This is a genomic window from Knoellia aerolata DSM 18566, assembly GCF_000768695.1.
GTDB lineage: Bacteria > Actinomycetota > Actinomycetes > Actinomycetales > Dermatophilaceae > Knoellia > Knoellia aerolata.
The window spans coordinates 1-12838 of the sequence record NZ_AVPL01000082.1; the positions used below are offsets into that span (position 1 = coordinate 1).

Genomic DNA, 12838 nt, shown 5'->3' on the forward strand with positions numbered 1-12838 from the left:
ACTGGACGAGGCTCGGGCGGCGGTGCAGGCCCTGGGCCGCCCCGCCGACGAACCCCTGGGCTTCGTGCTCCATCGAGCGGCGAGGGAGCTGGCCGAGCGGTACCAGGTGAACCTCGAGGTGGAGGTGGACGACTCGATCAGCGTCCAGACCGACCAGCAGCACGCCCTCATGCGCATCACCCGCGAGGCGGTGTCCAACGCGGTCCGCCATGGGAAGGCTCCCCGGATCCATGTGCAGCTGGCCAGGAGCGACGGCAGGCGGCGGCTCGTGGTGCAGGACGACGGCCGGGGTTTCGACGCCGACCGCGCGCCGGCCGACAGTGCCGGCTACGGCCTGGTCAGCATGCGTGACCGCGCGTTGAGCCTGCCCGGCTCTCTGGCCATCGAGTCGGAGCCAGGAATCGGGAGCAGGGTGACGGTGACGTGGTGAGCGAGAAGCCGATCCGGCTGGTGATCGCCGACGACAACCCGCGGATTCGGAGCCAGATCCGTCGCGCTCTCGAAGAGGGCGGCTGCGACGTCTGCGCCGAGGGAGCGAGCGCGGACGACGCGGTCGCCCTGACGCGTGAGCACCGACCGGACGTCGCGCTGCTCGACATCCACATGCCCGGCAACGGCATCAGTGCGGCGCAGCGGATCAGCCGGGGCTCGCCGCAGACCGCCGTCGTCATGCTCACCCAGTCGACCGAGGACGACGACCTGTTCGACTCCCTGCGGGCCGGGGCCTCCGGGTACCTGCTCAAGGGAGCCGATCCGGCGACGCTGGCCGGGACGCTGCGTGGGGTGCTGCTCGGAGAGGCCGCGATGCCGCCGGCTCTGGTCATGCGAGTCATGCAGGAGTTCCGTGGACCGTCCCGCCGCAAGTTCCTCCGCAAGTCCGCGGCCGCGGACAAGCTGAGCGCCCGGGAGTGGGAGGTCATGGAGATGCTCAGCCAGGGGCTGTCCACCGACGAGGTGGGCAAGCGCATGTTCGTCTCTCCGACGACCGTGCGCGTGCACGTGTCGTCGGTGCTGCGGAAGCTGAGGGTCAAGGACCGGGAGAGTGCGTTGCGGCTGCTGGGTGGCGACGCGCAGGACTGACGCCGCGCCGACTTGGTGGTTCAGCGCACTTTCGTATGCCGCCCGCAGCCGGTACGCGAAGCTCGATTGGTTCTCGGTGCCACAGAGCGTTCAAAGACCTGAACATCGGGGGGTGTTCAGGTCTTTGAACACTCAAGTGGCATGGAGCACCCGTCTCTGCCTCCTAGGTTTCTGGATGAGGTCAGGCCACGGGGCCTGCCAAGAAAACGGGGAGAAGCTGCATGTCGTCTACACAGGTTGCCGTCGTCGGGTCGAGTGTCCAGGGCAAGCGCGGACCGAGCCGCACCCTCGCTGCCCTGGTGGCGTCAGCCGCCTTCGGCGCCATGGCGTTCGGGGCTCCAGCCTCCGCGGACACCACGACAGGTGGGGGAATCTGCAACGGCGTCATGAACCAGAAGGCGCACCGCGGTGACGTGCAGCCGAACCTGGTCAAGGCTGCTGCCCGGCAGAACGCCGCGCAGATCGCCACGCTGGTGGCCGAGCGCACCGCGCTGGTGACCACCCAGAACAGCCTCACCGCGCAGATCACCGCCGCGGAGAAGGAAATGGCTGCTCTGGACGCCGAGCACGCCACGCTCGTCGGGCAGATCGACACCGTGACGATGTCGCTGACCAAGCTCGAGTCGGACAAGGTCACGCTCACCAACGCCATCGCCGCCGCGAACACCGAGCTGGCCATCCTGCAGGGCCAGCGCACCTCGCTGGTGGACCAGATCACCCCGCTGCAGGCCCAGATGACCGCCGCGCAGAGCGAGTTGGCCGGGCTGGAGACGCAGAGGGACGACGCGGTGAGCAGCCTTGCCACCACGGAGGCCGACCTGGCCGCTGCGAAGGTTCGGTTCGGCGAGGCGACAGCAGCGGCCACCACGGCGCAGAACGCCGTCAACGCGCAGGTCGCGGCGATCGGCGTGGCGACCACCGAGCTCGCCGGGCTGGTGGCCGAGGGCGACGCCGCGCAAGCGCTCGTGGACGCCGCCAAGAAGTCGCTGGCGGACGCGCGCCTCGCTCTGCCGGGCCTGGAGACTGCTGCCAAGACCGCTGACGCCGACGCTGCGGCTGCCACCGCCGCCGTGGTGAAGGCTGAGGAGAACCTTCGCCTCGCCGAACAGAGCGTCACGACCTTCACTCAGCAGATCGGCACCATCGAGGGCAGGCTGCCGGTGCTGAAGACCGAGATCGCCGGGCTGCAGGGTGACATCACCACCAAGAACGCCGAGATCGCCGCCAAGCAGCAGGAGATCGCCGCCGCCACCGCGACGCCGGTCGCCGACGCCGCAGCGCTGCGGACGCAGCTCGGGACGCTGCAAGCCCAGCTCGCCGCGGTCAACGGCAACGGCACAGGCCCGGAGCGGCGAAGGGAGGAGCTGCGCGCTCAGATCACCGCGATGAACGCTCAGATCGCCGCCGCCGAGCAGCAGGCCGCCACCAAGACGGCGCTGATCACAGCCCTCAACGGCGACCTGACGAAGCTCCAGGGCCAGCTGGCTACCCTGAACTCCCAGCTGTCAGCCAAGCAGCAGGAGAGCAGCAACCTGCAGCAGCAGCTCCCTGGCCTCCAGACCAGCCTCGCCGCAGCCAACGCTCAGGTCATCAGTGCCTCCGAGGCACTGGCCGACGCCCAGGCGGCGGAGACCACCGCGGACACCGCCCTCACCGACGCCAACGCCGCGGTCACGGCGAAGAAGGCCGAGATCGCGGCCCTCGAGGCATCTCTGCCCGGCCTCACCGATGGCCTGGAAGCTGCCAAGGCTGCCATCAGTGAGAAGCAGGGCGAGCTCAAGACCCTCGAGGACGCCCTGCCGGGGCTGCAGGCCACCCTGACCGCTGCGAACACGGCCGTCACGGCCGAGAGCGCCGAGGTCACCCGGCTCGACGGCGAGGTCACCAGGCTCGTCGCCACGCTGGGCGCTCTCAACACGTCGATCACCGCGGCCGAGGCCACCATCTTGGCGCTGCAGACCCAGCTCACCCCCCTGCAGGCGTCGCTGAACACGCTCAACAAGCAGATCACCGAGAAGGAGGCCTTGCTGACCACCGCCAAGGCGGACCTCAGCGCGTTCGACGCGAAGATCGTCAGCGAGTCCGCGACGCTGCGGACGCTGGAGAGCGCCAAGAAGGTCAACCGCGACGCGGTCGCCGCCCAGAAGGCGGTCGTGGCCGGCCTGCAGACCCAGTACGCAGCCGTCCTCGACCGGATCGCGGCCATCGACGGCACGATCGCCCTCGGGGGCTGCCTCGCTTGACCGGGCCAGCCAACCCAGCACGTCGCTGAACGGAAGGGGCCTCAGGCAGTCGCCTGGGGCCCCTCACCCCATCCGGCGCCAGGACTCCGCCAGACCCCACCAGCGACGACGACCACCAGCACCCGAGGAGGATCCGGTGTCCACGACGGAGCAGCGCAGCGTGGCGGGAGAACCCTCCGCATCCACCACCTCCTGCCCGCCATGGTGCGTCACCCACCACGGTGTCCACCTGGGGGAGGAGAACTGGATCCACACCGGTGAACCGCTCGTCATGGGCGAAGGCCTACGGGCGCAGGTCGTCATGTCCGTCGACCCCGGGACCGGCATCACCGACGGCCCCTACCTCCTGATCGGCGCCCGGGAGTACTCGCTGCCCGAGGCCCGCCGGCTCGGCAGCGCACTGGTGCAAGCGATCGACGCGGCAGCAGGAACGCTGCCCAACGGGGCGACGGGCGCGGAAGCCATCCCGCCCGCCCACACCACCGGACGGGTCGGGTGGGGGTCGTCGGCGCGCTGAGCCGGACGGCATACGGTGTCGTCATGCTCGTCGCCTTCTCCGTCTCCCCGTCCGCCACCGACGACGAGGGCGGGGTGACCGCTGCCGTCGCCGACGCCGTAAGCATCGTGCGGGAGAGCGGGCTGCCCCACCGGACCGACGCCATGTTCACCACCATCGAGGGTGAGTGGGACGAGTGCATGGCCGTGGTGAAGGCGTGCGTCGACGCGGTCGCGGCGCACGGCCCCCGGGTCGGTCTGGTCCTCAAGGCGGACGTGCGGCCGGGGCGCTCCGGCGAGATGCAGGGCAAGCTCGACCGGCTCGAGGCGACCCTCGCCGAGCGCTGAGCGGGTGCGGCCCGGCCGTGCCCGAGTGACGAAACCGTCACGGTTGGTGACTGCGCGGTGGTGCCGGGGACCGGCATGGCTAGCGTGACCCGGGTGCGGTCGACGCACCGACCGTGACCCGTGGGGGAGAGACCAGATGTGGAAGGCCATCCGCTACCGCGGCGGTCAGTCCCTCGTGCTCGTCCTCATCTCCGCCCTCGTCGCCACCTGTGCGGCCTTCGCGCCCCTCTTCTCGCGCTCGCTCGACCAGGCGCTGCTGCGCGCCACCCTCGGCCGGATGGACGCCGCCGACCTCAAGCTCAGCGTCCTCGCGTCGCGCACCCGGGAACCGACGCTGACCGCCAACGAGGTCGAGGCGCAGCTGCCGGCCGGTCTGTCGCAGTGGTACCACCCGGGGATCTCGATGATGACGGCCGAGACCGAGGTCGTGCCCGTCGCGGGACGCCGGCCCTCGCCGGTGCGCCTCGTCGCGCGCGACGACGTCTGCGAGCACCTCACCCTCAGCGCCGGTGCCTGTCCGTCGGACGCGTCCGGGATCCTCGTGTCCGACGCGGATGCCACGCGGTGGTCGTGGACCGTCGGCACGACGCTCCCCGTCGGGGAGGAGGGGGGCGGCCAGGCTCCTGACACGGTCGTCGGGATCTACACCGTGAAGGACGACCCCGACTACTGGCTGCGCACCGAGCTGCAGGGCAAGTCGGGCACGCTCGTCGACTACGACGGCGACCTCAGCCCGGGCGTCGACGACTTCGTCGTGGCGCCGGCCGGGCTGGGCCCCGGCTGGACCGGTGCCCAGCTCTCGGTGGACCACCGCCTCAAGGAGTCGCTCATCACGCTCGACTCGCTGGGCGCAGCCGGCCGGGCGGTCGAGGCGATCCGACCGCCGCCTCAGGCCTCGGTCGACAGCCCGCTGCCGGAAATCGCGACCACGGTCGTCAACGGCAAGCGCCTCGTGCGCCAGCTCGTGCCGCTCCTCATCGCGCAGCTCGTCGCCGTGGCGCTCGCGGTCCTCGTCCTCGTCGCCGGCGCGGCCGTGGCCCAGCGGCGCCCGGAGATCGCCGTGTCGCGACTGCGCGGGCGCAGCCGCGACGCGAGCCGTCGGCTCGTCATGGCCGAGCTCGGCCTGACCGTCCTGCTCGGGCTGCCGCTCGGCGTGGCCCTCGCCGTGGGCCTGAGCGAGCTCGTGCGGCGCTTCGTCCTGCCCCCGGGGGTCCCCTTCGAGCTGGGCTGGCTCGTGCCCGTGGCTGCCCTGGTGGCGGGTCTCGCCTCCCTCGCCGTCGTGTATGCCGCCGCGCGGCCGGTCCTGCGCGAGTCCATCGCCTCGCTGCTGCGGAGCGTGCCACCCACCACGACGAGCCGCACCCTGCGGGTCGGGGACATCCTCCTCGTCGTGCTTGCCGCGGTCGGCGTCGTGGGCATCGTCACCGACCAGGTGAGCGGGCCGATGGCGATCCTCACTCCCACCCTCCTCGCGCTGGCCGCGGGTGCGCTGCTCGGAGCCGTCGTCGTGCTCGGGGCGACCCGGCTCGGCCGGCGGGCACTGGACCGGGGCGGCCTGGCGACGGCCCTCGCCGGTCTGGCCGTCGCCCGGCGCCCGACGACCCGGCACGTCCTGCTCGTGGTCACAGCGGTGTCCGCCCTCGTCGTCTTCGCCGCGAACGCCGTCTCGGTTGCGGACCGCAACCGGGAGAACCGGGCCCAGGTCACCGTCGGTGCCTTCGCCGCCCTGAGGACCGGGTCCAAGGACCCCACCGCCGTGGCGCGGGTCGTCGACCAGCTCCCCGCAGGCCAGCGCGAGCACGCCATGCCCGTGGGCATCGTCGCCCAGCGCGACCCGGACTCCACGACGACACTCGCAGCCCGCCCGGAGCAGCTGCGCCGCATCGCCTTCGCCCCGCCGGCGCAGGCCGCGCTCGCGCTCGATCGTCTGGCGCTGCCCGACCAGGACCCTGTGCGCCTCGAAGGTGAGAGGCTCACCGCCACGGCCGCCTACTCGCTCAGCCCCGTCGGCTTCGGCTTCGGGCCGCGACCCCCGGGGGTCCCGGCCGCGGAGTGGGTCCCCCCGGTCGTCCGGGGCACACCGCTGCGGCTCGGCATCACCGTGACGACGCCGGAGGGGGAGGTCCTCACCCGAGACATCGGCGCCCTACCGGCCACCGGCGCGGGAACGCTCGCGGTCGACGCGCCGGTGCTGTGCCCGCGGGGGTGCCGCCTCCAGTCGGTGTGGGTCCAGCTCGCGCAGGGACAGGAGCTCGAGGGGGTGCAGGGTCATGTCGACCTCCGCGCCTTCGCGCTGGACGGTGCCTCGCTGGGCATCGACGACGCCGCCGGGTGGCGGCCGCCGAGGCCGGCCACCACCGACCAGAGCGGCAACAGCGGCAACGTCGTCATCGACCCCGCCACGGGCTTCCCCATCGAGGACGCGGGACCCCTGACGGACAGCCTCGCCATGTCCGCCGCACCGTCGGGCGGGCTCCGCCTGAGCTTCACCAACACCGGCCGCAACGGGGCGGTGAGCCGCGCCGACGCCCCGGAGGTGACGCCGGCCCTCCTCTCGGGCCAGGTCCCCAGCGGCGGGACCCCCGAGCGCTTCGAGATCCAGAGCCTCGCCGGGCGCACGACACCGGCCTCGGCCGAGCAGCGGGTCCCGGCGCTGCCCTTCGTCGGTCCACGCGGCGCCCTCGTCAACCTCGACCTCATGCTCCGCATCGGCGGGCGCCTGCCCGCCTCGGGCGCGATGGAGGTGTGGATCGACGACGCCTTCCCCGGTGGGGTGGCGGGGGCCGAACAGGTGCTGCGCGACAAGGGTCTGGAGGTGCTCTCCACGCGGTCACTGCCCGAACAGCGTCGTCTGCTCGACGAGTCCGCCACCGGGTGGGGCCTGCTGCTCGCGCTGTTCACCGCGACGCTGTCACTCCTGCTCGCCGCCGTCATGCTCGTCGTCGTCGCCATGACCACGGGGCGCATCGTCACGAGGGACATCGCCGCCCTGAGGGTCGCCGGCGTGTCCGGCTCGGACCTGCGCGGGGCCGCCGTGCGCGAGGCCCTCACCCCCGTGGTGGTCGCCGGGGCCGTGGGCGCGCTGTGCGGCGTCGTCGGCTCCGTCCTCGCGATGCCGCTCATCCCGCTCTTCGACACGCCCGCGGTCGTGCCGGCCCTCGACCTCGCGCCGGCGTGGGGCGTCATGGGTGCGTCGTGGCTCGTCGCCCTCGCGGTGCTCGGCGTCGTGTCCGTGGTCCTCGCGCTTCGCTCCGCCCGGCAGGGCGACTCCGACCGGCTGCGGGAGGCGTGGTGACCGGCCTGTCGGTGATGACCGCCGGTCTCGTGCACATCTACCGTGCCGAGCACCACGACGTCGCCGCCCTCGCGGGCGTCGACCTCTCGGTGGCGGCAGGAGAGATGGTCGCCCTGCTCGGCCCGTCCGGTGCGGGCAAGTCCACCCTGCTCACGCTCTTCGGCGGCCTCCTCCGGCCGAGCGCGGGGCGCATCCGGATCGGCGACCACGAGCTCTCCCGCATGTCCGAGCCGGACCTCGACCGGCTACGGGGCCGTGAGGTGGGGATCGTCCTCCAGGGCGCGTCGCGCAACCTCATCCCGCACCAGACGATCCGCGAGAACGTCGCCTTCGCCCAGGGCTCTCGCAAGGGCCGAGGTGACGAGCTCACGCCGGTCGACGAGGTCCTCGACCTCGTGCGGCTCCGGGACCGGGCCGACGCCCCGCTGGCCTCGCTCACCCCCGGCGAGCTCCAGCGAGGGGCGCTGGCCGTCGCCGTCTCCACCCGACCGGGCCTGCTCCTCGGCGACGAGCCCACGAGCCAGCTCGACCACGACGCCCGCGACCAGGTCCTGCGGGCGCTGGCCGACATCAACGAGACGTGGGGGACGACGATCATCGTCGTCACCCACGACCCGGACGTGGCCGCGCGGATGCCCCGCACCGTCACCATCCGCGACGGCCGGGTCGGTGCCGAGGGCCGCGAGGGCGAGGAGTTCGCCGTCGTGTCGGCCGACGGGTCCGTCCCGCTTCCACCCCACGTGCTGGCCACGCTGACCCCCGGGACCCTCGTGCGCCTCGTCGAGTCGGACCAGGGCTGGACCCTCGTCAGGGACGAGATCGAGGAGGTGGCCGATGGGCAGGCACTCTGAACGCGGTCGGCGGGCTCTCGGCGGTCCGCGAGCCGCCCCCGCACCGGGGTCGGCCCGGATCGTCGACGTGCGCGACGTGAGCGTCCGCTACGGCGACGTCGCCGCCCTGCGAGCGGTGTCGCTGTCGGCCCGTGCCGGCGACTTCGTCGCGGTCACCGGCCATTCCGGCGCCGGCAAGACGACCCTCGTCAACGCCGTCGCCGGCATCGTCGAGCTGGCGTCGGGCGAGATCGACCTCGGCGACGGGCCGGGAAGCCTGCGGGAGCCCGGCGCCGTGGCGATCATCCCGCAGGGGAACGGCCTCGCGAGCGTGCTCACGGCATACGAGAACGTCCTGGCGCCACTGCGTGCCCGCGGGTACGCGCCCGCGGACGCGGCCGAGCGCGCGAGGGCCGCACTCGTCTCGGTGGGGCTCGGGGAGTCCGGCACCCACCTCGTCGAGGAGCTGAGCGGTGGCCAGCAGCAGCGGGCCGCCGTCGCGCGCGCTCTGGCGATCGAGGCCGCCGTCCTGCTCGCCGACGAGCCGACGAGCGAGCTCGACCACGACAACCGGGAGCGGATCCTCGACCTCCTGCGCGCGCGCGCCGACGCGGGCGGGAGCGTCCTCATGACGACGCACGACCCCGAGGCCGCGGAGCGTGCCGACCGCGTCATCGAGCTCGACGACGGTGAGGTCGTCGGCTCGTGACACGCCCCGCCGGACCGGGCGAGCACCCGGACCCGGCAGGGCGCGTGCGCGTCACCCGAGGCTGACCCGGACGACCTGACCTCCTCCGGGCAGGACGCTCCCGGTCGTGACCCACGCCTGCGAACCACGGGTCGCGACACCGTAGGGCGCGAACAGCCCTCCGGCCACCGTGGCGTGGGTGGACCCGCCGGGCGTGACCCGGGCGAGGCGTCCGATGGGTCCGGACAGCAGTCCGTTCTCGGCGATCTCGACGGCATAGAGCCTGCCGTCGTCGGCGAAGTCGATCGAGGTCACGTTGGTGAGCCCGGTCGCCCACGTCATGGGCGCCGAACCGGGGACGACGCGCCAGATCGACGAGGAGCCCTTCTCGAACGGGTACCCGACGAGCTGGCTGACGTACCAGGCACCGTCGGGACCCCGGACGACGTCGGTCGGCACGGCGTCCGCCGCGAAACCCGGGAACGGAGCGTTGGGACCCGTGGCGGGAACCGGCGGCAACGTCGCGACCGTCGTGTCGTTGGTGCGGACGACAGCGTTGGCGCCGGCGTCGGCAACGACGAAGGTGTTGCCCCACCGGGCCAGGCCGACCGGGTTGGTGTCGAGATCGGTGCCGTCGGGGTTGGCCGACGTCTCGTATGCGGCCAGGTCGAACGCGTCCGCGAGTCCAGCGCTGCGCAGGTCGCCCGTGAGGACGTGGGCGAGCCGGGCACCGGGGGCGCCGAGCTCGTCACGCAACGACGGGGGTGCGCCGAGGCCGACGGTCACGGCGTACCGGTGGTTGCCGGTGAACGTGATGTCGGACGGCCCGATGGTGTCCGCGGCACTGGCCAACGACGGCAACCCGGTGACGACGCGGGTCACCGTGCCGCCCGTCCCGACTCGCGCGATGGCGCCGGACGGGCCGACGCACGCAGGCCCGAACTCGGGGTGGGTGCCGCAGGCGTCGTCGCCGCCGATGCCGGACTCGGCGACATAGAGGCTGCCCCCCGGGGCGAACGTCAGCTGGCGGGGATTGTTGAGCCCGGAGGCGACGACGACCGGCCCCGGTGCGGCTGCGGTGGACGGTGCGGAGAAGGTGGCGACCGCGGTCGCGAGTGCGGCCGTGGCCGCGAAGCCGAGTGTCTTCCGATGGCGCATGGTGGGTCCTCCTCGGGACGGAGCGGGATCCGCTCAGCATCCTCCCGACGCAGACCGTCGGGGAATGGCCGGATCGGCCCAGTCCGTGGTGCCTCCGACGGAAGCCGTCACTGCCCGAAGAGTGCGGCGACCTCGGGGTGGGCGCGCCGGTAGCCCTCGAGCAGGGCCCGGGCCGTCGTCACCGAGTCCACGAGCGGGTGGAGGGCGAATGCCGCGAGGGCCGCCCGCTCCGAGCCGGTCGTCGCGGCCTCGATGACGAGCCGCTCGACGGCCTTGACCTGCTGCATGAGGCCGAGCATGTGACCCTCGAGGGGCGGGAGTGCCGTCGCGTGCGGGCCGTCGCGGTCGACCCGGCAGGGGATCTCGACCACCGCGTCGGACGGCATGCCGGGCACGGCTCCGCCCCCGCGGATGTTGAGGATCATCGACGACTCCTCGCCCCGCCCGATCGCCGCCATGATCGCGAGGGCCACGCCTTCGTACCCCCCGCCGGCGACGTCGGCCTCGTCGCGCTGCTCGTCCTCGGCGCGGGCCTCGCGCATGTAGGTCGCGTCGCGCTCCTCGCGCACGCGGTGCCAGCGGTCGGCCGCAGTCGCCGGGTCCCGGGCGACGGCCGCGTAGAAGGCGTCCTGCTGGTCACGCAGGAACTCTCCGCGCGTCTGGGGCGCGGCGTCGATCGCGGCCCTCGCCTCGCGCGAGAAGTAGTAGTAGTAGAGGTACTCGTTGGGGATGGCCCCCAGGGCGGCGATCCACTCGGGCCCGAAGAGGCGACCCTCCTCGAGGCCCGCGAGAGCCGTGGGGTCCGAGACGAGGCGGGGAAGGTGGTCGGTGCCGTCGACGCGCAGCGCGCGCAGCCAGCCGAGGTGGTTGAGGCCGACGTAGTCGATGTCGGTGCGGGAAGGGTCGAGTCCAAGAGCACCGATCGCCCTGCGCGCCAACGCGATCGGGGAGTCGCAGATGCCGATGACCCGGTCGCCGAGGACGGTCTGCATCGCCTCGGTGACGATCCCCGCGGGGTTGGTGAAGTTGATGAACCAGGCGTCCGGAGCGAGCCTCCTGGTGCGCCGAGCCAGGTCGACGGCGACGGGCACGGTGCGCAGGGCGTAGGCGAGACCACCGGGGCCGGTGGTCTCCTGACCGAGGACGCCGAGGTCCAGTGCCACCCGCTCGTCCAGCGTGCGTCCGGCCAGCCCGCCGACGCGGATCGCCGAGAAGACGAAGTCGGCCCCGCGCAGGGCCTCGTCCACGTCGGTGGTCGCCCGCACGACGGGGGCGTGCGGGACCCCGCGGCCGTGCTGGGCGAGGACCTCCGTGACCGCCCGCAGGCGCGGCTCGTCGATGTCGTGCAGGACGACCTCGGTGACCCGGTCGTCGGACTCGTCGCGCAGCAGTACTCCGTGGACCAGAGGCACGCGGAAGCCACCGCCGCCGAGGATCGTCAGCTTCACCGGGCTGGACCTGAGTGGGGCTGCATCACGCCCGCCAACGTAGCAACACCGAGACCTCGCCCCAGGCGGATGTCCTTGCAGTGGGAGAGGTGGCGGGACACGATGACGAGGTGCCCCTCGACCACGTCTTCGACCCGCTGGCGTCCATGCGGCGCGCCGGGGACCCCGAGGTCGACGTGTTCGTCCAGGGCACCGTCTTCCTCGACATCATCTTCACCGGTGTCGCCGCGATGCCCAAGAGCGGCACGGAGGTGTGGGCCGAGGGGATGGGATCGTGTCCGGGTGGCATCGCCAACCTCGGGGTCGCCGCCGCGCGGCTCGGCCTCAAGACGTCGTTGGGGGCAGCCTTCGGGGACGACGCCTACGGCGAGTTCTGCTGGCGGTCCCTCGAGGAGCAGGAGGGCATCGACCTCTCGAGGTCGCAGCGCTACCCGCACTGGCACACGCCCGTGACGGTGTCGGTCTCCGTCGGTGGCGACCGCCGGATGATCACCCACGGGCACGACGCGCCCCAGAGCGCCACCGAGATGATCGGCGACGTCCCCCGGGCCCGCTCGGTGCTCCTCGACCTCGACGTCGAGCGACCTCTCGGACAGCAGCACCCCGAACGCCGCTGGGCCGAGCGCGCGGCCGACGACGGCGCGCTGATCTTCGCCGACGTCGGGTGGGACCCGTCCGGGGTGTGGTCGCACACGGTGCTCGACCAGCTCAGCCAGTGCTACGCGTTCATGCCCAACGCCGTCGAGGCGATGGCCTACACGCGCACCGGGTCAGCGCACGACGCCCTGTACGCGCTCGCGGACCTCGTCCCCCTGGCCGTCGTCACCAACGGGCGCGACGGCGCCGTCGCCATCGACTCGGAGACCGGTGAGGAGGCGTCCGTGCCGGCCCTGCGCGTCGAGGCCATCGACCCCACGGGGGCCGGAGACGTCTTCGACGCGGGCATGCTCGTCGGCACCCTCGCCGGGTGGCCACTGCTGGATCGGATGAACTTCGCCACCCTGTGCTCGAGCCTGGCCGTCCAGGAGTTCGGCGGCTCGCTCGCCGCCCCCGGGTGGGGCGACCTCGCCGACTGGTGGCACCGGGTCAGGCGCCAGCCGACGTCCAACGCGGCCGCCCGCTCCGTCCAGCGCCGCTTCGCCTTCCTCGACGACCTCGTCGCGGAGGTCCCGCCCGGCGCGGTCCGGCGCGCCGCGGCCACCATCGCCAAGCTCTCCGACGCGCAGGCGGCCACGAGCCCCGCCCCGCCCGCG

The 12838-nt window shown here is 72.9% G+C and carries 11 protein-coding genes; 9 read left to right on the top strand and 2 right to left on the bottom strand.

All coding sequences use genetic code 11. The features are described from left to right. The 8 genes from N801_RS17535 to N801_RS17570 all read left to right on the top strand — a co-directional run. Positions 1–430 (top strand): sensor histidine kinase (locus N801_RS17535; protein WP_035940518.1); only part of this gene is annotated, 430 nt, incomplete at its 5' end. Beyond that, positions 427–1080 carry a response regulator gene (locus N801_RS17540; RefSeq protein ID WP_245618499.1) on the top strand — a complete coding sequence of 218 codons (654 nt, stop codon included), beginning with the start codon at positions 427–429 and terminating at the stop codon, positions 1078–1080. The genes N801_RS17535 and N801_RS17540, both read left to right, overlap by 4 nt. Before the next feature lie 221 nt (positions 1081–1301). Beyond that, positions 1302–3323 carry a coiled-coil domain-containing protein gene (locus N801_RS17545; protein WP_052113267.1) on the top strand — a complete coding sequence of 674 codons (2022 nt, stop codon included), beginning with the start codon at positions 1302–1304 and terminating at the stop codon, positions 3321–3323. Positions 3324–3459: 136 nt separating this feature from the next. Next, the gene (locus tag N801_RS17550) at positions 3460–3840 is read left to right on the top strand and encodes a hypothetical protein (RefSeq protein ID WP_035940521.1); all 381 of its coding nucleotides are present in this window, start codon (positions 3460–3462) and stop codon (positions 3838–3840) included. Positions 3841–3863: 23 nt separating this feature from the next. Beyond that, positions 3864–4166, top strand: coding sequence for a thiamine-binding protein (locus tag N801_RS17555; protein WP_035940526.1), 303 nt, complete (start codon positions 3864–3866; stop codon positions 4164–4166). A gap of 136 nt (positions 4167–4302) precedes the next feature. Continuing rightward, positions 4303–7461, top strand: coding sequence for an ABC transporter permease (locus tag N801_RS17560; RefSeq protein WP_035940522.1), 3159 nt, complete (start codon positions 4303–4305; stop codon positions 7459–7461). Further along, positions 7458–8312 (top strand): ABC transporter ATP-binding protein, encoded by an 855-nt coding sequence (locus N801_RS17565; RefSeq protein WP_035940523.1) that lies wholly within the window; start codon positions 7458–7460, stop codon positions 8310–8312. Before N801_RS17560 ends, N801_RS17565 begins: the two co-directional genes overlap by 4 nt. Then, positions 8296–9000 (top strand): ABC transporter ATP-binding protein, encoded by a 705-nt coding sequence (locus N801_RS17570; RefSeq protein WP_084109203.1) that lies wholly within the window; start codon positions 8296–8298, stop codon positions 8998–9000. The genes N801_RS17565 and N801_RS17570 overlap by 17 nt, the downstream gene beginning before the upstream one ends. 51 nt (positions 9001–9051) lie before the next feature. Here the strand turns inward: N801_RS17570 and N801_RS17575 are convergent, their stop codons facing one another. Both N801_RS17575 and N801_RS17580 read right to left on the bottom strand, forming a co-directional pair. Further along, a complete protein-coding gene (locus tag N801_RS17575) occupies positions 9052–10137 on the bottom strand; it encodes a ScyD/ScyE family protein (RefSeq protein ID WP_052113268.1) in 1086 nt (361 codons plus the stop codon). A gap of 107 nt (positions 10138–10244) precedes the next feature. Then, positions 10245–11585 (bottom strand): 6-phospho-beta-glucosidase, encoded by a 1341-nt coding sequence (locus N801_RS17580; RefSeq protein ID WP_035940524.1) that lies wholly within the window; start codon positions 11583–11585, stop codon positions 10245–10247. A 110-nt stretch (positions 11586–11695) separates the two neighbouring features. Here N801_RS17580 and N801_RS17585 point away from each other — a divergent pair. Further along, positions 11696–12838, top strand: a 1143-nt coding sequence (locus N801_RS17585) for a PfkB family carbohydrate kinase (RefSeq protein ID WP_342666922.1), incomplete at its 3' end; no start/stop codon positions are given.